The organism is Microbacterium sp. SY138 (assembly GCF_039729145.1).
Lineage (GTDB): Bacteria > Actinomycetota > Actinomycetes > Actinomycetales > Microbacteriaceae > Microbacterium > Microbacterium maritypicum_A.
The window spans coordinates 2505951-2526095 of sequence record NZ_CP155793.1 but is presented as its reverse complement, the minus strand read 5'-3'; the positions used below and the strand labels follow the sequence as shown (position 1 = coordinate 2526095).

The 20145-nt window shown below is 68.1% G+C and carries 23 protein-coding genes; 11 read left to right on the top strand and 12 right to left on the bottom strand.

What is annotated here, in order from left to right; all coding sequences use genetic code 11:
- Window positions 1-13 precede the first annotated feature (13 nt).
- Together greA and ABDC25_RS12000 are read right to left on the bottom strand one after the other, a co-directional pair.
- A complete protein-coding gene (gene greA, locus ABDC25_RS12005) occupies window positions 14-502 on the bottom strand; it encodes a transcription elongation factor GreA (RefSeq protein WP_021199541.1) in 489 nt (162 codons plus the stop codon).
- Window positions 503-600: 98 nt separating this feature from the next.
- Entirely contained in the window at window positions 601-987 is a 387-nt protein-coding gene (locus ABDC25_RS12000; RefSeq protein ID WP_021199542.1) for a DUF4307 domain-containing protein, read from the bottom strand.
- A gap of 67 nt (window positions 988-1054) precedes the next feature.
- On the opposite strand from ABDC25_RS12000, the gene ABDC25_RS11995 reads away from it, so the two are divergent.
- A complete protein-coding gene (locus tag ABDC25_RS11995) occupies window positions 1055-1354 on the top strand; it encodes a hypothetical protein (RefSeq protein WP_021199543.1) in 300 nt (99 codons plus the stop codon).
- 7 nt (window positions 1355-1361) lie between these two features.
- Here ABDC25_RS11995 and ABDC25_RS11990 read toward each other — a convergent pair whose 3' ends face one another.
- Window positions 1362-2093 carry a hemolysin III family protein gene (locus tag ABDC25_RS11990; RefSeq protein WP_021199544.1) on the bottom strand — a complete coding sequence of 244 codons (732 nt, stop codon included), beginning with the start codon at window positions 2091-2093 and terminating at the stop codon, window positions 1362-1364.
- 97 nt (window positions 2094-2190) lie between these two features.
- On the opposite strand from ABDC25_RS11990, the gene ABDC25_RS11985 reads away from it, so the two are divergent.
- From ABDC25_RS11985 to ABDC25_RS11970, 4 genes are all read left to right on the top strand, one after another.
- Window positions 2191-2970: an isoprenyl transferase gene (locus tag ABDC25_RS11985; RefSeq protein ID WP_347125989.1), complete on the top strand. Its 780-nt coding sequence runs from the start codon at window positions 2191-2193 to the stop codon at window positions 2968-2970.
- Window positions 2971-3025: 55 nt separating this feature from the next.
- Window positions 3026-4156, top strand: a complete 1131-nt coding sequence (locus tag ABDC25_RS11980) for an aminotransferase class V-fold PLP-dependent enzyme (RefSeq protein ID WP_347123052.1) — start codon at window positions 3026-3028, stop codon at window positions 4154-4156.
- Window positions 4157-4410: 254 nt separating this feature from the next.
- Entirely contained in the window at window positions 4411-5697 is a 1287-nt protein-coding gene (locus ABDC25_RS11975) for a PhoH family protein (protein ID WP_231479887.1), read from the top strand.
- A 260-nt stretch (window positions 5698-5957) separates the two neighbouring features.
- On the top strand, window positions 5958-6788 hold the full coding sequence (locus tag ABDC25_RS11970; protein ID WP_347123051.1) for a DUF559 domain-containing protein: 831 nt from the start codon (window positions 5958-5960) through the stop codon (window positions 6786-6788).
- 167 nt (window positions 6789-6955) lie between these two features.
- On the opposite strand, the gene ABDC25_RS11965 is transcribed toward ABDC25_RS11970, so the two are convergent.
- Genes ABDC25_RS11965 through xseA form a run of 5 tightly spaced genes read right to left on the bottom strand, consistent with a single transcriptional unit; the run spans window position 6956 to window position 11230 of the window.
- Window positions 6956-8350: a class II fumarate hydratase gene (locus ABDC25_RS11965; protein WP_021199548.1), complete on the bottom strand. Its 1395-nt coding sequence runs from the start codon at window positions 8348-8350 to the stop codon at window positions 6956-6958.
- Window positions 8347-9036: a carbonic anhydrase gene (locus ABDC25_RS11960; RefSeq protein ID WP_167254587.1), complete on the bottom strand. Its 690-nt coding sequence runs from the start codon at window positions 9034-9036 to the stop codon at window positions 8347-8349. Before ABDC25_RS11960 ends, ABDC25_RS11965 begins: the two co-directional genes overlap by 4 nt.
- Window positions 9033-9677 carry a DUF4245 family protein gene (locus ABDC25_RS11955; RefSeq protein ID WP_021199550.1) on the bottom strand — a complete coding sequence of 215 codons (645 nt, stop codon included), beginning with the start codon at window positions 9675-9677 and terminating at the stop codon, window positions 9033-9035. The genes ABDC25_RS11960 and ABDC25_RS11955 overlap by 4 nt, the downstream gene beginning before the upstream one ends.
- Window positions 9674-9916, bottom strand: a complete 243-nt coding sequence (locus ABDC25_RS11950) for an exodeoxyribonuclease VII small subunit (RefSeq protein WP_021199551.1) — start codon at window positions 9914-9916, stop codon at window positions 9674-9676. Before ABDC25_RS11950 ends, ABDC25_RS11955 begins: the two co-directional genes overlap by 4 nt.
- 36 nt (window positions 9917-9952) lie before the next feature.
- Window positions 9953-11230: an exodeoxyribonuclease VII large subunit gene (gene xseA / locus ABDC25_RS11945; protein ID WP_021199552.1), complete on the bottom strand. Its 1278-nt coding sequence runs from the start codon at window positions 11228-11230 to the stop codon at window positions 9953-9955.
- Between the two features lie 66 nt (window positions 11231-11296).
- On the opposite strand from xseA, the gene ABDC25_RS11940 reads away from it, so the two are divergent.
- From ABDC25_RS11940 to ABDC25_RS11930, 3 genes are all read left to right on the top strand, one after another.
- Complete coding sequence (locus tag ABDC25_RS11940; RefSeq protein WP_172889151.1) at window positions 11297-12376, top strand: 4-hydroxy-3-methylbut-2-enyl diphosphate reductase; 1080 nt, start codon at window positions 11297-11299, stop codon at window positions 12374-12376.
- A gap of 2 nt (window positions 12377-12378) precedes the next feature.
- Window positions 12379-13170 (top strand): IclR family transcriptional regulator, encoded by a 792-nt coding sequence (locus ABDC25_RS11935; RefSeq protein WP_167254585.1) that lies wholly within the window; start codon window positions 12379-12381, stop codon window positions 13168-13170.
- A 247-nt stretch (window positions 13171-13417) separates the two neighbouring features.
- Entirely contained in the window at window positions 13418-13957 is a 540-nt protein-coding gene (locus tag ABDC25_RS11930; RefSeq protein ID WP_021199555.1) for a DUF6264 family protein, read from the top strand.
- Window positions 13958-14050: 93 nt separating this feature from the next.
- Here the strand turns inward: ABDC25_RS11930 and fbaA are convergent, their stop codons facing one another.
- Complete coding sequence (gene fbaA / locus ABDC25_RS11925; RefSeq protein ID WP_021199556.1) at window positions 14051-15079, bottom strand: class II fructose-bisphosphate aldolase; 1029 nt, start codon at window positions 15077-15079, stop codon at window positions 14051-14053.
- Window positions 15080-15264: 185 nt separating this feature from the next.
- Here fbaA and glpX point away from each other — a divergent pair, with 185 nt between their 5' ends.
- Window positions 15265-16251: a class II fructose-bisphosphatase gene (glpX, locus tag ABDC25_RS11920; protein ID WP_017828697.1), complete on the top strand. Its 987-nt coding sequence runs from the start codon at window positions 15265-15267 to the stop codon at window positions 16249-16251.
- A gap of 180 nt (window positions 16252-16431) precedes the next feature.
- Window positions 16432-16716, top strand: a complete 285-nt coding sequence (locus ABDC25_RS11915; RefSeq protein WP_021199558.1) for a hypothetical protein — start codon at window positions 16432-16434, stop codon at window positions 16714-16716.
- 30 nt (window positions 16717-16746) lie between these two features.
- Here the strand turns inward: ABDC25_RS11915 and ABDC25_RS11910 are convergent, their stop codons facing one another.
- Both ABDC25_RS11910 and ABDC25_RS11905 read right to left on the bottom strand, forming a co-directional pair.
- On the bottom strand, window positions 16747-18042 hold the full coding sequence (locus tag ABDC25_RS11910; protein WP_021199559.1) for a DNA recombination protein RmuC: 1296 nt from the start codon (window positions 18040-18042) through the stop codon (window positions 16747-16749).
- Between the two features lie 119 nt (window positions 18043-18161).
- A complete protein-coding gene (locus tag ABDC25_RS11905) occupies window positions 18162-18764 on the bottom strand; it encodes an exonuclease domain-containing protein (RefSeq protein WP_021199560.1) in 603 nt (200 codons plus the stop codon).
- A gap of 59 nt (window positions 18765-18823) precedes the next feature.
- Between ABDC25_RS11905 and ABDC25_RS11900 the strand changes: the two genes are divergently transcribed.
- A complete protein-coding gene (locus ABDC25_RS11900; protein WP_096359590.1) occupies window positions 18824-19564 on the top strand; it encodes a class I SAM-dependent methyltransferase in 741 nt (246 codons plus the stop codon).
- A 143-nt stretch (window positions 19565-19707) separates the two neighbouring features.
- Here the strand turns inward: ABDC25_RS11900 and ABDC25_RS11895 are convergent, their stop codons facing one another.
- Window positions 19708-20145: a hypothetical protein gene (locus ABDC25_RS11895; protein ID WP_021199562.1), complete on the bottom strand. Its 438-nt coding sequence runs from the start codon at window positions 20143-20145 to the stop codon at window positions 19708-19710.

The following is a 20145-nucleotide window of genomic DNA, read 5'->3' as shown; positions in this document are numbered from 1 at the left end:
TCTGACGGGATGCTCAGCCCGTGTAGGTCTCGACGTTCACGATCTCGACGCTGATCGATCGCCCGTTGGGAGCCTCGTAGGAGGACTTCTCGCCGACCTTCAGGCCGAGGATGGCCTGACCGAGGGGGCTGGCTTCGCTGTACACGTCGAGGTCGCTGCCGGCCGCGATCTCACGGCTGCCGAGGAGGAAGACCTCTTCACCGCCCGCGACGAGGGCGGTGACCACGGTGCCGGGCTCGACGATCCCGCGGCTGGCAGGAGCCTCGCCGACCTTGGCGGTCTTCAGCAGGCCTTCGAGAGTGCGGATGCGCGCCTCCTGCTTGCCCTGCTCGTCCTTGGCGGCGTGGTATCCGCCGTTCTCCTTGAGATCGCCCTCTTCGCGGGCCGCCTCGATGCGCTTGGCGATCTCGTCGCGGCCGAAGGTGGACAGGTGCTCCAGCTCGGCGACGAGCCGGTCATACGCTTCCTGCGTGAGGAAGGGAACCTGAGCATCGGTGGACATGACGAAGCTCCTTCTTTCGGGATCCCTCCGGCATGCTGCGGGGGATATGCCAAGACGCCCCGGCACGGTGCCGGGGCGTCGTCTTGTCTGGCACGAGTCTAAGCGACCCAGCAGGCGTTCACCAAACCTGTGGTGGCTGCCGAGACGGTCGGAATGGTGACGGAGCGGGCCTGGGAGTGGCTGTCTCCGGCCTCGATCTCGACGATCTTCCAACCCACTACGCCGAACTCCTCGTCGAGGGCCTCCACGGCGCACACGACATCCTTGCCCTGCACGCCGGTCACCTGGAAGCTGATGTTCACGGAGTGCTCGTCGACGAGTTCGAAGCCCAGGTCGTCCGCGTCGACGGACGCCATCGACTGGGCGACGGTCATCCAGCTGAACGCGCCCACGATCAACAGCGCGATCACGCCACCGATGATCCACGGCGTCCGGCGTCGTCGGGTTCGGCCATAGCGTTCGTCGAGCTCTTGTGCGGTCGTCACAGGTGGGTCTTCCGGTCGTTAGGCTGGTGTTACCAGGTTATGCGACCTGCGTACGAAAGGCCGATTCATGTTCTCTCTGTCCGAGACCCCGATGCCGACGCCGAGCATGACCGTCGATCCGGTGTCGGTCACCCCGGGGTTCGTCGGCTTCGCCGCGATCGTCGTGGTCGTGATCGCGGTGATCCTGCTGATCTGGGACATGAACCGTCGCATCCGCCGGGTCCGGTACCGCGAAGAGGTGCGTGACGAGCTGGACGCCGAAGAAGCGGCGCGGGCCGAGGGCGGTGCCGCTGCACCCGGAGCGAACGAATCGACAGCCGACGGCACGACCTCAGCGGAGGGCGAAGGCGACACGCCCGCTCGCTGACCGACCGCTACGGTGCGCCCAGCGAGGGCGACAGCGGTGACAGCGCGATGAGCAGGCACGCGGTCCAGTGGCACAGGAACGCGAGCACCGTGCACACGTGGAAGATCTCGTGGAACCCGAAGTGCCCCGGCCAGGGGTTGGGCTTCTTGAGCGCGTAGACGACGGCGCCCCCCGTGTAGAGAAGGCCTCCCACGATCACCAGCACCATCATCGCGAAGTTCGCGTTCATGAGGTCGACGATGTACATCACGGCCGCCCAGCCGAGCAGCAGGTACAGGGCGACGTAGAGCCAGCGCGGCGCGTGGATCCAGAAGACCCGGAAAAGGATGCCGACGAGGGTTCCGCCCCACACCAGGCAGAGGAGCAGTACGCCCTTCGCGGGCGGGAGCGCCAGAACCGCCAGAGGAGTGTAGGTACCGGCGATCAGCAGCAGGATGTTGGCGTGGTCGATGCGCTTGAGCAGCACCTTCACCTTCGGCCGCCAGTCGATGCGGTGGTAGAGCGCCGAATTGCCGAAGAGCAGCAGCGAGGTGAGCATGAACACGGCGGAGGCCCACTTCGCCGGGGCGCCATCGGCCACGACGATGAGGACGATGCCCGCGATCAGAGCCACCGGGAACGTGCCGGCGTGGATCCATCCGCGCCAGGTCGGTTTGACCTCGGTCGCCGCATCCACGGCGGCCGCTTCGAGCAGGGGCAGCTGGGGGACGTCGGGGCCGGAGGGCTCGGGAGTGCTCACGTGCTCACTCTAAGCCGACGCGCATACCCCACAGGGCACATATCCTCAGCGCGCACACACGATGCCGCGGGCCTCGACACGGTAGCGTAGGGAGGTGATGTCACGCGAGAGCCCGGGGCGAGGGCCGCTGTATCGGCTCTACACCAGCCGGCTGCGTCGCCACCTCGATCCGGCCAGCGTGCCGCATCATGTTGCGATGATGATCGACGGCAACCGTCGCTGGGCGCGTCAGCTCGGACTGGACACGCCCGCAGAGGGTCACAGGGCGGGCGCCGCCAAGATGCGCGAGTTCCTCGGCTGGTGCGACGAGCTCGGTGTGCGCGTGGTGTCGCTGTATCTGCTCTCGAGCGACAACCTGCGAAAGCGCGATTCCGCGGAGCTCACCGACCTCATCGAGATCATCGCCGAACTCGCCGAGGCTTTGTCCCGTGAAGGCAACTGGCGGGTCAAGCACGTCGGCCGATCCGACATCCTCCCGGCGGAACTCGCGCGCGTGCTCTCCGACGCCGAGAAGCGCACGAAGGATCACACCGGATTGCACGTGAATCTCGCCGTCGGCTACGGCGGACGCAATGAGATCGTCGACGCGGTGCGGAGCATCATCACGAAGCACGAGGCATCCGGCGGCACGCTGGAAGACCTCGCCGCCCATCTCACGCCCGAGATGATCGGCGAGCACCTCTACACCGGCGGTCAGCCCGATCCCGACCTGGTGATCCGCACGAGTGGGGAGCAGCGGCTGAGCGACTTCCTGTTGTGGCAGAGCGCGCACAGCGAGTTCTACTTCGTCGAGGCGCTGGGTCCTGATCTCCGACAGGTGGACTTCCTCCGTGCGATCCGCGACTACGCCGATCGGGACCGACGCTTCGGGCGCTGAACGGGTGTCGGGAGGCCGGGGACCAGGGACCTGTGAGCCGTGCCACAATGACGCAGTGAGCACTTTCCGGGACTATGTCGACACGTTCGACACCGAGTCCGGCTATCTGAACTGGGCGGCCTTCGGTCCGCTGTCGCCGTCCGTCCGTGAAGAGGTCTTCGCCGACGCCGATCTGCTCGGCAGCGGGCGGCCGTCATCGCTCTCCCTGGTCGCCGAGCGCATCGGTCAGGCCCAGGAGCTCGTCGCCGAGCTGCTGGACGCGGAGGCCGACGACGTCACTTTGCAGCCGTCGTCGACCCACGGGCTCATGCACGCGCTGTTCGGGCTCTCCGGCGACGTGATCGCGAGCACCGCCGAATTCCCGAGCGTCAGTCTGACCCTGGAGCGCGCATCCACGGCATCGGATCGAACGGTCGCACCGCGCTGGATCACACCCGGCGACGGGCGGGTGACACCCGAGACCGTGATCGAGGCCCTCGATGACGAGGTGGTCGCGCTGGCGGTGAGCCACGTCGACTTCCGCACCGGATTCCGCGTCGATCTCGCGGCGCTTCGCGAGTCGATCGGGCCCGACCGCCTGCTCATCGTCGACGCCGTCCAGTCGTTCGGTGTGATCGACGCCGACTACTCCGCTGCCGACGTGGTGGTCGGACACGGCTACAAGTGGTTGCGCGCGGGTCGTGGCAGCGCCTTCGCGTGGTTCTCGCCCCGTGCACGAGAGCGCATCACCCCCGTGTTGTCCGGTATCACCGGCACGACGGCTGCGGCGCTGTTCGTCGACGAACTGCCTGCACCTGCGCCGTCGGCCCGCGCCTTCACCGTGAGCCAGCCCGACACGCTCGCGGCCGGCCGACTCGCGATCGGCGTGCGCGACGTGCGCGATGCCGGCGTCGTCTCGATCGAGGAGCGGCTCGCCCAGAACGTCGACACCGTGATCGAGATCGCCGACCGCCACGGCATCGAGGTGAGCTCCCCGCGCGAGCGCAGCCGGCGTGCGGGCATCGTCGCGCTCGCTCCGGAGGAGCCCGCGCGGCTCGCCGCGGCACTCGCCAACGCCGGAGTGGTCGTCACGGCACGGGGTGCCTCGGTGCGGATCGCGCCGCACGCGGGCACCGACGCCGCGACATTCGAGCTCCTCGACGATGCTCTGCGGGCGTTCGGCAACGAGACGTTCATCAGCGCGTAACGAATCATTGGCGTGTCGAATTCGGGTTAATCACCCGCACGGTCGTACGTTCTAGGCATCGGGCAAGGCGCCCGTTCGAGTCGGCCTCAGGTTGACGACTCGTGACCCCCTGGTCGACTCGTTCGAATAGCCGGGATTCCCCGGGTCGGGAGTGGGTCGTGACCACACGTACAGCGCAGCAGGCCACCAGCACCGCGCAGCAGTCCACCCGTAAGACGTCGAGCCGGGCATCGTCCGCCGATCCGGATCAGGATCTGCGCACGTATGTCCTCGACACCTCTGTCCTGCTGAGCGATCCGCAGGCGTTCTTCCGTTTCGCGGAGCACTCGGTCGTCCTTCCCGTCGTCGTGATCACGGAACTCGAGGGCAAACGCCACGACCCGGAGATCGGCTACTTCGCACGGCAGGCCCTGCGCCACCTCGACGACCTGCGCATCGAGCATGGACGGCTCGACTTCCCGGTGGAGGTCGGCGAGGGTGGCACGCTCCGCGTCGAGCTGGCGAACACCGACTCCTCCGTGCTTCCCGCCGGCATCCGCCTCAGTGACAACGACACGCGCATCCTCTCGGTCGCCATGCACCTCGCGCAGGACGGGCAGGACGTCACGATCGTCTCGAAGGACCTGCCGATGCGCGTCAAGGCCGCCTCTCTCGGCCTGCGCGCCGAGGAGTATCTGGCCGAGCAGGCGGTGGACTCCGGGTGGACCGGCATCTCGACGCTCGACCTCTCCGGTGACGACATCAGCGACCTCTACGAGAGCGAGGTCGGCATCAGCGAGCAGGCACGCGGTCTCCCGGTGAACACCGGACTGATCATCCACTCCGAGCGCGGTTCCGCGCTCGGCCGGGTGACGGGCGACGGCGAGTACCGACTCGTACGAGGAGACCGCGACATCTTCGGTATGCACGGCCGTTCGGCCGAGCAGCGCATCGCGATCGACCTGCTGCTCGATCAGGAGGTCGGCATCGTCTCCCTCGGCGGACGCGCCGGTACCGGCAAGTCGGCGCTCGCGCTCTGCGCCGGACTCGAAGCGGTGCTGGAGCGGCAGCAGCAGAAGAAGATCATCGTGTTCCGGCCGTTGTTCGCCGTCGGCGGGCAGGAGCTCGGCTACCTTCCCGGCGACCAGGGCGAGAAGATGGGGCCCTGGGGTCAGGCGGTGTTCGACACGCTGGGCTCGGTGGTGTCGGGAAACGTGATCGAGGAGGTCATCGAGCGCGGACTGCTCGAAGTGCTCCCGCTGACCCACATCCGCGGACGCTCCCTCCACGACGCGTTCGTGATCGTCGACGAGGCGCAGTCGCTCGAGCGCAACGTGCTGCTGACGGTGCTGAGTCGGATGGGCCAGAATTCCCGGGTGATCCTCACCCACGACGTCGGTCAGCGCGACAACCTCCGGGTCGGACGTCACGACGGAATCGCCAGCGTGATCGAGACGCTGAAGGGGCACGACCTCTTCGGGCACGTGACTCTGACGCGCTCCGAGCGTTCGGCCATCGCCGCCCTCGTCACCGAGCTCTTGGAGGGTGGAGAGCTCAGCTGACGACGGAAACAGCGGATGCCGCGGGGACTCGCTCCTCGCGGCATCCCCGGTTTCGGCTCGGTGCCGTTTCGTCCGTTCGCATGGACCCCGCCCGATCGCATGATGATTTGTCGTGCTCGGTCATGCATTCGTCGGATGGTCATGCGCCTGAGACGCGGAAGCGAATCAATCGGACTGCACGGCGGCGCGTTCCGCACTCGTGCTCACCGTTCACGTGAAGGAGTACTGTTCGAGTGGGCGCACGCCCTCAGAATCGGACGATGATCGACGTCAACGTGTTCCTCGAACGCCTGGGAGGCGTCGCACGCGGAACCCGGCTGCAGGCCTTCGGATGCTCGCGATCGCGGCTGGGCGCGGAGTGCAGAGCGGGTCGTATCGTCCGCGTGCGTCCGGGCGTGTTCGCATCTCGACGCGCAGCGACCGATGTGGTCGCTGCAGCGGCTCACGGGGGCGCCCTCACGTGCGCGAGTGCCTTGAGGATCAGGGAGGTGTGGACGCTGGAGGTTCCGACGGAAGTGCATGTCTGGATGGGGCTCGGCGGGCGGCGACATCACCCGGAGCACTGCGGCTGCGTCGGGCACTTCACCCGCGGTCGCATGGAGGTCGGCATCGCGCCGATCGAGGTCGCGTTGACCCACGCATACGCCTGCTACGGGGAGGAGTTCTTCTTCGCCGCATACGAGTCGGCTTGGAACAAGCGGATGCTGACGGCTGCGGCGCGTGCGCACGTCCGCTCTGCCCTTCCTGCGACGGCGCGCTGGCTCGTCGATTTCGCGCGTCCGGACGCCGAGAGCGGCCTGGAGTCCCTGGTGCGGCTGAGGCTCCATCTCATCGGAGTCGCTGTGCGCACCCAGGTGGCCGTCGACGGGGTCGGGCGGGTCGACTTCGTGATCGAAGATCGTGTCATCCTCGAGGCCGACGGTCGCGAGAACCACGACGGTGCCGCGAAACGGCATCGTGATCTCATGCGAGACGCGCGCGCATCCGACCTCGGCTTCGAGACGCTCCGCTTCGACTATTCGATGATCGTGTACTCGTGGGACGTGGTCGAGGCGGCGATTCTGGCCGCGCTCGCACGGGCTCGTGCGTGAAGTGGCGCACCTGCATGAGGTGATGCCGGATGCACGTGCCGTCCCGCCGAATGGTCATGCAATCGTCGATTGGTCATGCGTGTGCACCGAGAGCGGGGAAGCGGGCCCGGAAAAAGCGGATGCCGCGAGGAAGAGTCCTCGCGGCATCCGCTGTTTCGCGCTATGGGTCAGCCCGGGTGCGTCATCGACAGCAGGTCGAGCTTCTCGTCGAGCTGCTCCAGGGTGAGGTCGCCGCGCTCCACGTAGCCGAGGTCGATCACGGCATCGCGCACCGTGATGCCCTTGGCGACCGAGTGCTTGGCGATCTTCGCAGCGGCTTCGTAGCCGATGAGCTTGTTCAGCGGGGTCACGATCGACGGGCTCATGCCCGCGAAGGCAGCGGCGCGCTCGACGTTGGCCTGCAGGCCGTCGATCGTCTTGTCAGCGAGCACGCGCGAGGCGTTCGACAGCAGACGGATCGACTCGAGCACGGCCGTGCCCATGACGGGGATGGCGACGTTGAGCTCGAAGGACCCGGATGCGCCCGCCCAGGCGACGGTCGCGTCGTTGCCGATCACGCGCGCGCACACCATCAGCACGGCTTCGGGCACGACCGGGTTGACCTTGCCGGGCATGATCGAGGATCCGGGCTGCAGGTCGGGGATGTGCAGCTCTCCGAGACCCGTGTTGGGGCCGGAGCCCATCCAGCGCAGGTCGTTGTTGATCTTGGTCAGCGAGACTGCGATCGTGCGCAGGGCGCCGGAGGCCTCGACGAGACCGTCGCGGTTGGCCTGCGCCTCGAAGTGGTCCTTGGCCTCGGTGATCGGCAGCTCGGTCTCCGCTGCCAGCAGCGCGATGACCTTCTGCGGGAAGCCGAGCGGGGTGTTGATGCCGGTGCCGACTGCGGTGCCGCCGAGCGGGACCTCGGCGACGCGGGGGAGGGCCGACTGCACGCGCTCGATGCCGAGGCGGATCTGGCGGGCGTAACCGCCGAACTCCTGGCCGAGCGTGACGGGCGTCGCGTCCATGAGGTGCGTGCGACCGGACTTGACCGCGTCCTTCCATAGCTCTGCCTTTGCCTCGAGGGCGACGGCAAGGTGGTCGAGCGCGGGGATGAGAGTATCGATGAGAGCCTGGGTGACCGCGATGTGCACCGAGGTCGGGAACACGTCGTTGGACGACTGCGAGGCGTTCACGTGGTCGTTGGGGTGCACCGTCGCGCCGAGGATGCGCGTCGCGAGCGTGGCCAGCACCTCGTTCATGTTCATGTTCGACGAGGTGCCGGATCCGGTCTGGTACGTGTCGACCGGGAACTCTCCGTCATGGGCGCCGGACGCTACCTGATCGGCGGCCTGGGCGATGGCGTCGGCGATGGCGCCGTCGAGGGTGCCGAGCTCCTTGTTGGCGAGCGCCGCGGCCTTCTTGATGCGGGCCAGGGCAGCGATCTGCGTCGACTCCAGACCCTTGCCCGAGATCGGGAAGTTCTCCACGGCGCGCTGGGTCTGCGCTCCGTACAGCGCGTTCACGGGCACCCGCACCTCACCCATGGTGTCGTGCTCGATGCGGTAGTCCTGCTCGGTCATTCCGAACCCTCCTCGGTTGCGGGGTCAGTTCCCTCGGTGGTGACGCCGTCGGCGTCGATTCCGACCGTGATCACGGGCACCGCGGTGCCCTCGGCCAGACGGTAGTTGGCGCCGACGATGCCCAGGCGGCCCGCGGAGACGGCGTCGCTGATGATCTCGGACGACTGCAGCAGGTCGCTCACCGTGTTGCGCAGGTGTTCGATGCCGACGAGCTCCGAGTCGATCTCGGCGACGGTGGTTCCGCCGTTCTCGGCCAGCACCTTCCGCGCCGCGGGGACGATCGGGGCGATCAGCTTCCAGATGTGCGGTGGCAGGGGAGCGGCGTCGATCGCGGTGCCCTCGATCGCTGCGCGCACGGCGCCGCAGGAGTCGTGGGCGAGAACGACGATCAGGGGCACTTCGAGCACCGCGACGGCGTATTCGAGGCTCGCGACGATCGACTCGCCGATCACCTGTCCGGCGTTGCGCACCACGAACAGGTCGCCGAGGCCGAGGTCGAAGATGATCTCGGCGGCCAGACGCGAGTCCGAGCAGCCGAAGAGCGTCGCGACCGGGTGCTGGGCCGCTGTCAGATCCTTGCGGCGGGCGACGTCCTGGTTCGGGTGCCGCGGCTCGTCCTGCACGAAACGGCGGTTGCCGTCCTGCATCTGCTTCCAGGCGGCGGTGGGGGTCAGCGGGTGCGTCATGAAGCCTCCGAGATGGTGCGGATCTGCGGAATGAGCGACTCGGCGAGCTCAGCGGTCGAATCCGCCGACCGCGATCCGTAGAGCAGGATGTAGTCGTCGCCGGCCTGGGTGCCGATGGCGTAGGTGACGTTCGCGTTGGATTCGGCGCTGCCCGGCTTGTAGACGTCCCAGTCGAGTCCGCCGATGCGCACCGTGTCGGTGGGGGCAATGCCGTTCAGGCGCTGCGGTGCCCAGGAGGAATCGGCGTCGAACGCTTGCGCGACCTTGATGAAACCACGTTCCTTGTCGGACTTGGGAGCGAGGGTGACCTCCCACACCACGGTGGCTCCACCCTGCATCTCTGCACCGTTCGCACGCCAGAAGTCGCCGAGCTCGGGGATGAGGACAGGGCGGTCCATCGAGGACTCCACACCTTCGGCGACCGCGGCGACGTCGAGGGGCTTCTGCTCGACGGGGGCGCCGCGAGGCACGGCGAAGATGATGACGGCGACCACGGCGAGAGTGACCAGCAGCGCGGCGACGAGGTTGCGCACCGTCTGGCTCGATCGGTAGGCCTTGCTGGATGCGGCCTTGCGTGCGGCGGTCTCGTCCGGAGTCTCGGGGCGGCCGAGTTCGGCGATGATCGGGGGCTGCTTGCTCATGAATCTCCCGCCGGGGTCTCGGCGTCGGAAGCCGCGGCGCGGGCGGCATCCAGGCGGCGCTTGGCCCCCAGCAGCCACTCCTCGCAGCGGGCGGCGAGAGCCTCACCGCGTTCCCAGAGGGCGAGGGAGTGCTCGAGCGTCGGGGAACCCTGCTCGAGTTCGGCCACGACCTTGACCAGCTCGTCACGGGCCGCCTCGAACGACAGCGTGTCCACAGGGGTGTCGTTCAGGGCGCTCACTCCTCCATCTTACGTCGTGTGCCGCGGGTGCTCGGCTCAGGCGTCTTCCGCGATCTCACCCTCCGAGCGGGCGCTCAACGAGCCCCGATCGAGGGTGATCGTGAGCGCGCTCCCGGCCGGCGCGTCGGCGGCGTCACGCAGGATCACGCCGCCGTCGAGATGGGCGATGGCATAGCCCCGGGCCAGCGTCGCCGCGGGGGAGAGCGCGCGCAGCGACGCGCGGAGCTCGCCGGTGCGGCGGCCGGCGTCGTCGAGCTGTCGGTTCACGGCGTCTCGTCCACGTCCGAGCAGCAGCCAGATCTCCTGGGCGCGGGCGTCGATGATCGGCGCGGGCGAGCGCAGCACGGGGCGCGAGCGCAATTGCTCCAGCTGCGAGATGTCGTGGGTGAGTCGCTGCGTCAGCCGCGTGGTGGCGCGGGAACGCAGCTGGGCGATGAGCGCACGCTGTTCGCCGACGTCGGGCACGACGCGTTTCGCGGCGTCGGTCGGGGTCGAGGCGCGCAGATCGGCCACGTCGTCGAGCAGCGGGTGGTCGTTCTCGTGCCCGATCGCACTCACCACCGGGGTGGAGACCGCGGCGACCGCTCGCACCAGCTTCTCGTCGCTGAAGCCGAGCAGCGTCTGCGGGTCGCCGCCGCCGCGGGCGATGATGATCACGTCGACCTCGGGGTCGGCGTCGAGTCGAGCGAGGGCCGCGAGCGTGTCGGGAACGCAGCGGTCGCCCTGCACAGCGGCGTACTCGGTGCGGAAGCGCACCTGCGGCCAGCGCAGTTCGGCATTGCGGTGGACATCCTTCTCGGCGTCGGACCGCTCACCGGTGATCAGACCGATCACGTGCGGGAGGAACGGCAGGCGCCTCTTCCTGGCCGGGTCGAACAGACCCTCCTGCCGCAGCTGCACGCGGAGCTTCTCGAGCCGCTCGAGCTGGTCGCCGAGCCCGACGTGCTTCATCGCGGAGACCGCGAAGCTGAAGTCGCCGGCCTTGACGAAGTAGTCGGCCTTCACTGCGGCGACGACGTGATCACCGACGCCGATGTCGGACGGGATGCGTCCGCGCACGCTCGACCACACCCGGATGGAGATCTGCGCATCGGAGCGGGTGTCCTTCAGTCGCGCGAACACGTTGCCGGCGCGGACGTTCCAGGAGGTGATCTCGCCCTCGACCCAGACGGTGTTCCACCGGGCGATGAAGTCGCGGATGGTCGCATTCAGACGCGTGACCGAGGTGGGGGCGTCAGCGGTCGAGTCGCGGGGTGCGACGGAATCGGCCGGAGGGGTCTCGCCCTGGCCCGTCGTCGCTTCGAAGACTGTCATCCGCTCCCGTTCCGTGCCCCTGAACCTCCCCGGCCGCGCACAGCTGTGCGACGGTAGAATTCAAGGGTGACTTCGACTGCCGTTCATCTCCCCGTGCCCCGCCTTCCACGAGTGCGTGCGGCGGCCGGGCGGCTTCAGGATAACCCGGTGGCCGGACACAAGCGCGTTCTGCTCGCCGCACCGCGCGGCTATTGCGCCGGCGTCGACCGCGCTGTGGTCGCCGTCGAGAAGGCCCTCGAGCGCTATGGCGCTCCGGTCTACGTGCGCAAGCAGATCGTGCACAACATCCATGTCGTGACGGAGCTCGAGGAGAAGGGCGCGATCTTCGTCGAAGAGGTCGACGAGGTCCCCGAGGGCGCTCACGTGGTCTTCAGCGCTCATGGCGTCTCGCCGGCGGTCGTGAACGCGGCCGCCGATCGCGGACTCCACGCGATCGACGCGACGTGCCCGCTGGTCACGAAGGTGCATCGCGAGGCCGTGCGTTTCGCCCGGGACGACTTCGAGATCCTGCTCATCGGCCACGACGGCCACGAAGAGGTCGAGGGAACGGCCGGTGAGGCTCCCGAGCATGTGACGGTCGTGAACTCTCCGGAAGAGGCCGACACGGTCGTCGTGAAGGATCCGAACAAGGTCGTCTGGCTCTCGCAGACCACGCTCTCGGTCGACGAGACGATGGAGACCGTCAACCGCCTGCGCACTCGTTTCCCCGAGTTGCAGAACCCGCCGTCCGACGACATCTGCTACGCCACGCAGAACCGCCAGGTGGCGATCAAGAAGGTCGCCGCCGGTGCGGATCTCGTGATCGTCGTGGGCTCGTCGAACTCGTCCAACAGTGTGCGCCTCGTCGAGGTCGCGCTCGAGTACGGGGCGAAGGCCGCTTATCGCGTCGACTACGCCGAGGAGATCCAGCAGGAGTGGCTCGACGGCGTCGAGACCGTCGGCGTGACCAGCGGCGCCTCGGTGCCCGAGGTCCTGGTGCGCGAGGTGCTCGACGCGATCGGCGACGCCGGTTACCGCGACGTCGAAGAGGTGAAGACGGCAGAGGAGGACCTCATGTTCTCCTTGCCCAAGGAACTGCGTCAGGACGCTGCGGGACAGCGCGACGCGCGGGCACTCGGCGGTCGTGCATCAGGAGGAGGCGCGTAGCGGTGAACGCCGCGGAGGCGGAGCCCACCCTCATCGGGTCGGTGCAACGCGCTCTGCGGCTGGTCGACATCGTGGCCAACTCTCCTCGTCCTCTTCCGCCCAAGATGCTCGCGGCGATCACCGGTCTGACCCCGGGCACCACCTACAACCTGGTGCGCACGCTCGTGCACGAGGGGTATCTCGCGTCGGAACCCGACGGGGTCGTGCTCGGCGCCCGGTTTCCGTCTTTCCAGGAGCAGATCAGCTCGCGGGGCGTGTTCCTCGCCCGCGTGCGCGCGGCGCTCCGCGAGGTGACGGAAGACGTGGGTGCCACGGCCTATCTCTCACGCTTCGACGACGGGGAGATGCACCTGGTCGATATCGTCGACGCGGTCCGCAACCCCCGCATCGAACTATGGGTGGGGCTACAGTCGAGCGCCCACGCGACGGCGTTGGGGAAGCAGATCCTCGCAGCCCTGCCGGAAGCCGATCGCCTGGACTACCTCTCGAGGCACCGTCTGCCGGAACTCACCCCGCGGACGATCACCGACCGCAGGGCGCTGCTCACTCAGCTGGACCGCTCGCCGGGCTGGGCGATCGATCGGGAGGAATACGCCATCGGCGCCACCTGCGTCGCCGTGCCGGTCATCGCGCCGGGGATCACCGCGTCCCTGGCGATATCGCTGCCGGCGGATCGGGCCGTCGTGGATCGCACGCTCGTCTCGGCTCTACAGCAGACCGCGCGGAAGCTCTCGCTGCAGTTGGGGGCGGATGCGCTGGACGAGGGGAGCTCCGGAGCGGAGTTCACTATCTGAAGTACGACCCCTGGTATTGCGGCATGCGTTTTCCTACTATGGGGAGAGTAGCGGCATACATGAACGCTACTGATCGCCTTCAGCGTCCCCAGCGCTGGCGATCAATCTGGATGAGGAGCGTCCCCAGTGCTCCACGTCCGCGGCCCCGAGAAGTCCCCACTTCTCCGGGGCCGCTATCGTTTCCGGCGCGCGGTCCCGCGGCGATCGGCTGTGAACCGGCCAGAGGTGGGGCCGTTAGCATGGCGAGATGAGTGAAGAACGGCCCCGGTACGGCGAAATCGCGACTCCCGAGGAGCAGCGACGAGCGGCCGGTCTGCCGCCGCTCGAAGACGTGGTGATCGCACCGCCCACGACGCCCCTGCCGCCTGCTCCACAGGCAGGTCCTTCGACGAGTGATCCCGCGACGAAGCGATCGCACCCTCTCGATCGTTTTGCGACGATCGCGATGCTCGCCTACGGGCTGATCAACATCGTCGTCACCGGTCTGTCCTACCTCGACCTGCCCACGGTCATGAACCAGACGATGAAGGTCCTCGGCATCGAAGGGGAGTTCACGAACTTCGCGCAGGGGAAGACCTGGGGGACGATCGCCGCGATCGTGCTCGCGGTCGGATGGTCTGTCACCGCCGCGCTCTCGATCCGTCGCCTGCGTCGAGGACGGATCACCTGGTGGCTCCCGATCGTCGGCGCAATCATCACGATGGGCGTGGTGTCGATCTGCATCGCGGTGCCGATGATGAGCGATCCGGCGTTCGTCGCCCACCTCGAGCAGATGACGGCTCCCTGACCTCATCCCGTCGGCGTCGACGCACGACGCCCCTCGGCTACGAAGAAGGGGCCCGGCAGGAATGCCGGGCCCCTTCTCTCGTCTCGCGACCGATCAGCTCTGGGACTGGCCGTACGAGCCGAGCTGACGGGTCGACTCGACCACGCGGGCAGCCATCGCCGACTCGGCGATCTTTCCCCAGGCGCGCGGGTCGTACTGCTTCTTGTTCCCGACCTCGCCGTCGACCTTGAGGACGCCGTCGTAGTTCTTGAACATGTAGTCGGCGATCGCACGCGTGTAGGCGTACTGCGTGTCGGTGTCGATGTTCATCTTGATCACGCCGTTGGCGACCGCGAGGGCGATCTCCTCATCGGTGGAACCCGATCCGCCGTGGAACACCAGGTCGAGCGGCTTGGCGCCGGTGTTGTACTTGGCGGCGACCTCGGCCTGGATCTCGCCGAGGAGCTCCGGGCGCAGCTTCACTCCACCGGGCTTGTACACGCCGTGCACGTTGCCGAAGGTGAGGGCGGCGATGTAGCGGCCCTGCTCGCCGAGGCCCAGTGCCTGGACGGCCTGGTCGACATCGGCGAAGGTCGTGTAGAGGGCTTCGTTCGAGCCTTCGTGCTGCACGCCGTCCTCTTCGCCGCCGACGACGCCGATCTCGACCTCGAGGATGGCGTTGATGTTCTTCATGCGGGGGAGCAGGTCCTTCGCGATCTCGATGTTCTCCGCGAGGGGAACTGCCGAGCCGTCCCACATGTGGGACTGGAAGATCGGGTTGCGACCGGCCTTGACCTCTTCTTCGGACGCGGCGATGAGCGGCTCGACGAAGCCCGCCAGCGCATCCTTCGGGCAGTGATCCGTGTGCAGTGCGACGGTGATCGGGTAGTTCTTCGCGACCTCGGTGGCGAAGCGGGCGAACGCGAGGGCGCCCGTGGCGCGGGCCTTCACCGTGTGGCCGGCGAAGTAGTCGGCTCCACCCGTGGTGACCTGGATGATGCCGTCGGAGCCGGCTTCGGTCAGCCCCTGGAGGACGGAGTTGATCGTCTGCGAGCTGGAGACGTTGAATGCGGGGTACGCGAAGCCGCCGGCCTTCGCGCGGTCGAGCATTTCGGCGTACTGATCCGGGGTGGCGACGGGCATGAGAACTCCTGCGATAGGGGAAGCCGGGACAGCTGCCACTCTATCGGGGCGTGTGGGCCTCTACCGCAGTCATGACCTCCAGTGCGCAAGACCGCTTCTGCTTCCTTGTTAAGAATCGCGAATCCTTCGCGGGATACGGGCCGAAAGGGGCCGGATTCGGACCCGTCGGTGGCTAGGCTGACCGCATGGTGAGTCTGACAGCGGATCTGAGCCCTCTTCGTCCCGACCGTAACCTCGCGATGGAGCTGGTGCGTGCGACGGAGGCCGCGGCGATCCGCGCGGTGCCGTTCATCGGCCGCGGTGCCAAGGAGGCGGCGGACGGTGCGGCTGTCGATGCCATGCGCGCCTTCCTCGGCACGGTCGACTTCCAGGGCCGCGTCGTCATCGGCGAGGGGGAGAAGGACAACGCCCCGATGCTCTTCAACGGCGAGGTGGTGGGCACGGGCCGCGGACCTCTGTGCGACATCGCGGTCGACCCCATCGACGGAACCTCTCTCACGGCCGCCGGTCGGCAGAACGCCCTCTCCGTGATCGCCGTCTCGGATCGTGGCACGATGCTCGACGCATCGACCGTCTTCTACATGGACAAGCTCGTCACGGGCCCGGCAGGTGTCGGGGTCGTCGATATCCGTCTGCCGATCGGTGAGAACATCCGCAAGCTCGCGGGTGCGCTGGACAAGCCGGTCGACGAGATCGTCGTCTCGGTGCTGAACCGCCCGCGTCACGAGCAGCTGATCCAGGAGATCCGCGACGCCGGCGCCGGCACCCGTCTGATGAGCGACGGTGATGTCGCCGGTGGCATCAACGCCGCCCGTCACGATGCGCGCACCGACATGTGCGTCGGGGTCGGCGGCAGTCCGGAGGGCATCGTCACGGCGTGTGCGATCAAGGCTCTCGGCGGGCACATCCAGGGTCGCCTCTGGCCCCGCGACGATGACGAGCGTCAGCGCGGCATCGACGCCGGACTCGACATGGACAAGGTCTACGAGGCGGATGACCTGGTGCAGGGGAACAACACGATCTTCGTCGCGACCGGTGTCACCGACGGGCAGCTCGTCGCCGGCGTCCGTCGCGAACGCGGCTACGTCTACACCGAGAGCGTCGTGCTCCGCGGGGCATCCGGAACCCTTCGGCGCATCGCATCGGAGCACCTCGTCTCGAAGTGGCTCTGATCGTTCGGGAGCCTGCCTTCACGTGATCGTCGGCCGGGGAACCGGTGGCATCGTTATCGAGCCGGTATCGCCCGGCAGGGGCACGATCCACGGTTCTCCGGGGCGCCGTGTCACAATTGTCACTGGGTTTGTCGCCGTCGACGGAGCCGCCAGGCACCGCAGGCACAGGAGGGCGAACAGATGACAACGCAGCACACGAGCGGCTCGAAGGCCGCCCCGACGAAGATCATCACGACCAACACGGGCCGCATCCTGCGGGTGAGCGCCGATGCGGAATCCGTTCCGACACCGCCCGTCGCCACACCGGCCGCTTCGGTGGTCGATCCGGCTCGCCGGGCCGACGTGCTCTTCCGTGTGCGTCGAGACGAGGGACACGAGATCAGCGCCTGGTGGATGATCGGCGCGTTCCTCGCGACCAGCGGTCTCGTCATCCTGCTGCTCAGCGGCGTTCCCGGCATCGCCTGAGGGCCGTCCCCGGTCGCTGATCCGCCCGCATCATCCCTCGTCGAGTCGATGCCGCACGTCGCCGACGTCCGCACGGACCGTCTCGCCACGCGTGGCCTCGAGAGCGGCGATCCCGCCGGTCTGCGACGCATGATCGCCGGAGGCGGTGTCATCCGTCGTGAGGAGCTCAGGTGCGGTGAATCTTCTGGCTGCGCCCACCGTGGTGGCAGATGCGGTCGCGAGCGCAGAGGCATCGACGCCTGGGAACTGGCGGGCGGTGACGAGCACGCGCGTCTCGAGTGAGCCGGCGAATCGGTTGTAGCTGTCGACGGTGCGCTCCAGCGCCCGACGCAGGTCGTCGGCATGCCCGGCGAGCGTACCCAGCCGGTCGTACAGCTGTGTGCCGAGGGCGAGCAGCGTGCGCGCCTCGGTCGACACCTCCTGCTGCGTCCAGGTGAAGGCGACGGTCTTCAGCACCGCCCAGAGGTTGACGGGGGAGGCGAGCGCCACCCGGCGGCTGAACGCATAGTCGAGCAGGGTCGGGTCCTCATCGATGGCGGCGGCCAGCAGCGACTCGCTCGGCAGGAAGCAGATCACGAACTCGGGACTGGCATCGAGCCCGGCCCAGTAGGCCTTCTTCGCCAGGGCGTCGATGTGCGCACGGACCGCCTTGACGTGCTTCTGCATCAGCGTGCGGCGTTGCGGCTCTCGCGCATCGCCCCCGGGGAGAGCGGAGGCCTCGAGGTAGGCGTCGAGAGGCACCTTGGCGTCGACCGCGATCGAGCTGCCGCCGGCGAGGCGGATGACCATGTCGGGCCGCCCCTGACCACGGTCGGAGGAGATCGTCGCCTGCAGGTCGAAGTCGATGTGACGGGTGAGCCCGGCAGCCTCCACCACGCGGCGCAGCTGGGTCTCTCCCCAGACACCGCGCGTGGCGGTGGAACGCAGAGCGCCGGCCAGCGATTCCGTCGTCGCCCGCAGCGCCTCGTCGGACTCCTGGGCGCGACGCAGCTGCTCTTCGAGAGTGCCGAACTGGGCGTGCCGCTCCCGCTCGATGGCCGTGACCTTGGTCTGCATCTGCTGCAGACTCTCGCGGACCGGAGCCAGGGCCGTCAGCACCGCGTTCTGCTGCTGCACCCGCTGCGCCTCCGCACGCTGCTCGTTCCGCGCATGCTCGACGGCGTCGCGGTACAGGTCGTACTGCCGGTCGCGATCGTCACGCGCGGCCGCCAGCTCGGCCTGGGCACGCGCGAGGTCAGCTGCCCCGCGACCGGCACGGAGGAACCAGCCCACGGCGACACCCGCCGCGAGGGCGACGAGGAGGAGAACGACAGCCAGAGCATCCATGTGTTCATGATGCGGCCGGCATCCGACATTCCCGGGTCGCCGCGCACGGATGCCGTGTGACGCGCCGGCCGCGGTGCGGCGGTGCGGCGGTTCAGGCTCTGCGGTTCAGGCCCGGCGGTTCAGGCGACGGCGCGCTCCAGAACGGGCGCGACGGGTGCGACGGGAGCGGTCACACGCAGGCTCAGGGCATCGGCGAGTGCGAACACGTCGGCCGCGCCGGCCCTCGCGGCCGCATCGATGACGATCTGCGCGCAGGCGCGGGCATCGGCGAGGGCGTCGTGGTGCGCGAACTCCTCGAATCCGGCAGCGGCGGCGGCGATCGGCAGGCGATACGAATCGAGTGTGTACGTCTTGCGGGCGACCTGCAGGCTGCACAGCGAGCGGTAGGGCGGGCAGAGCTGCCCGGTCGCCTCGGAGGCGCGACGCAGGACGTTGAGGTCGAAGCCCGCATTGTGCGCCACGAGCACGTCGGCCCCGGCGAACGCGCACAGGCGATCGAATTGATCGACCCACGTGGCGGCCGACAGCACGTCCTCGGGCTGGATGCCGTGGATGCGGACGTTCCACTCCTGGAACTCGTCGTGCCCTGGCGGTGGTTGGATCAGCCATCCCGTGGTCGCGACGACTTCACCGCCGCGCACGCGGACGAGACCGACGGAGCAGGCAGAGGCCGGACTGGAGTTCGCGGTTTCGAAGTCGATCGCAGTGAAATCCAGTGGCACATCCCCACTTTCCCCCGGCGGCTCGCCGAGGGGTCGGAGACTCGCCGTATGCTGGCGACATGGCTGAGGACATGGCGACGTCGTTCGGAGCGCAGGCCGGGGATTACGAGGCCGGACGGCCCGACTATCCGTTCGAGGCGGTGGCGTGGATGCTCGAACGGATGCCCGCGGATTCCCGTCGCGTCGCCGATGTCGGCGCGGGAACGGGCAAGCTCACGCGCGTCCTCTCGCAGGCTCCCGACGCCGAGGTCGTCGCGGTCGACCCCGACCCGGAGATGCTTGCCACGCTCCGCGCTGCGGTTCCGGGGGTGCCCACCTTCGTCGGGTCCGCGGAGCAGCTGCCGCTTCCGGACGCGAGCGTCGACGCCGTCGTGCTGGGGCAAGCCTGGCACTGGGTGGATCCGGTCGCCGGCTCCGCGGAGATCGGGCGCACCGTACGCAGCGGGGGAGTGCTCGGCCTCATCTGGAACATCCGCGACGATCGTGTCGAGTGGGTCCGCAGGCTCACCGAGATCATGCACGGCAGTCACGCCGAGATCATGCTCGCCGAGGGAGATCCGGTCGTCGCCGCGCCGTTCGGGCCGCTCGAGCAGGAACGCTGGGAATGGGTCCGCCCCGTCACCCGCGACGTGCTGCACCGGATGGCGGCATCACGGAGCTACATCATCACCGCCCCTGACGAGGAGAAGGAGCGCATCCGCCGGGAGCTCGACGCCCTCTTCGATGAGCTCGACCTGCATGGCGATGCGACCATCGACCTTCCGTACGTGACCCGTGCGTACCGCGCCGTCCGCGACTGACCCACAGCTCCCGCAGGATCGCCGGGCACCGGCCAGGTAGACTCGTGCCCCGTGGCTCTCACTATCGGCATCGTCCGTGATGGCAACGTCTAAGTAAGTCCACTTCTATCGCGGGGCAGCACATGGCAGGCCCCGCCAGTGGTCTAGGACGTCGCCCAACTCCGTATCTCGGCCTCCATCGATGGGTCAGCAGCGCCGTGGAGTGCGAATACGGGGGCCGCGGGCGAGCCGCCAATGGTGCAGTACGAGATGGTGTCGCCAACTGCGGATGTGGCGGGTACGATGACGAGCCACGGCGGGTCGGCTTCGATTGCTTCCACCGTCGCTTGGTCCTTCTTGAACTCCGGCGAGCCGCCGTGGTCTTGCGTGGTCTTTTCGATGCAGAGATCGACGAGTAGTGAGTCGGTGAACTCCGCCTCAGCAACCGGAGCTGACGTCGGGGAAGAGGTGGGGGTCGCGGTCGCGGCGGAGCCGTTGGTGGCCGACTCGACCGGTGCCGGAGAATTGATGGGTCCGGTCGCGGTACAGCCGGTCAGGGCGACGAGGGTGAAAATAGCCGCGAGGCCGATTCGTGTGCGCAT

What these genes read in the sequence shown, in the direction of transcription:
- ABDC25_RS11985 (WP_347125989.1), top strand. Translation starts at nt 2,191, where the DNA reads ATGTCACGCGAGAGCCCGGGGCGAGGGCCGCTGTATCGGCTCTACACC.
- ABDC25_RS11960 (WP_167254587.1), bottom strand. Translation starts at nt 9,036, where the DNA reads ATGACGCACCCGCTGACCCCCACCGCCGCCTGGAAGCAGATGCAGGAC.
- glpX (WP_017828697.1), top strand. Translation starts at nt 15,265, where the DNA reads ATGGTGAGTCTGACAGCGGATCTGAGCCCTCTTCGTCCCGACCGTAAC.
- ABDC25_RS11900 (WP_096359590.1), top strand. Translation starts at nt 18,824, where the DNA reads ATGGCTGAGGACATGGCGACGTCGTTCGGAGCGCAGGCCGGGGATTAC.
- ABDC25_RS11955 (WP_021199550.1), bottom strand. Translation starts at nt 9,677, where the DNA reads ATGAGCAAGCAGCCCCCGATCATCGCCGAACTCGGCCGCCCCGAGACT.
- ABDC25_RS11970 (WP_347123051.1), top strand. Translation starts at nt 5,958, where the DNA reads ATGATCGACGTCAACGTGTTCCTCGAACGCCTGGGAGGCGTCGCACGC.
- ABDC25_RS11895 (WP_021199562.1), bottom strand. Translation starts at nt 20,145, where the DNA reads ATGCGCACACGAATCGGCCTCGCGGCTATTTTCACCCTCGTCGCCCTG.
- fbaA (WP_021199556.1), bottom strand. Translation starts at nt 15,079, where the DNA reads ATGCCCGTCGCCACCCCGGATCAGTACGCCGAAATGCTCGACCGCGCG.
- ABDC25_RS11910 (WP_021199559.1), bottom strand. Translation starts at nt 18,042, where the DNA reads ATGGATGCTCTGGCTGTCGTTCTCCTCCTCGTCGCCCTCGCGGCGGGT.
- ABDC25_RS11965 (WP_021199548.1), bottom strand. Translation starts at nt 8,350, where the DNA reads ATGACCGAGCAGGACTACCGCATCGAGCACGACACCATGGGTGAGGTG.
- ABDC25_RS11995 (WP_021199543.1), top strand. Translation starts at nt 1,055, where the DNA reads ATGTTCTCTCTGTCCGAGACCCCGATGCCGACGCCGAGCATGACCGTC.
- ABDC25_RS11930 (WP_021199555.1), top strand. Translation starts at nt 13,418, where the DNA reads ATGAGTGAAGAACGGCCCCGGTACGGCGAAATCGCGACTCCCGAGGAG.
- ABDC25_RS11915 (WP_021199558.1), top strand. Translation starts at nt 16,432, where the DNA reads ATGACAACGCAGCACACGAGCGGCTCGAAGGCCGCCCCGACGAAGATC.
- xseA (WP_021199552.1), bottom strand. Translation starts at nt 11,230, where the DNA reads ATGACAGTCTTCGAAGCGACGACGGGCCAGGGCGAGACCCCTCCGGCC.
- greA (WP_021199541.1), bottom strand. Translation starts at nt 502, where the DNA reads ATGTCCACCGATGCTCAGGTTCCCTTCCTCACGCAGGAAGCGTATGAC.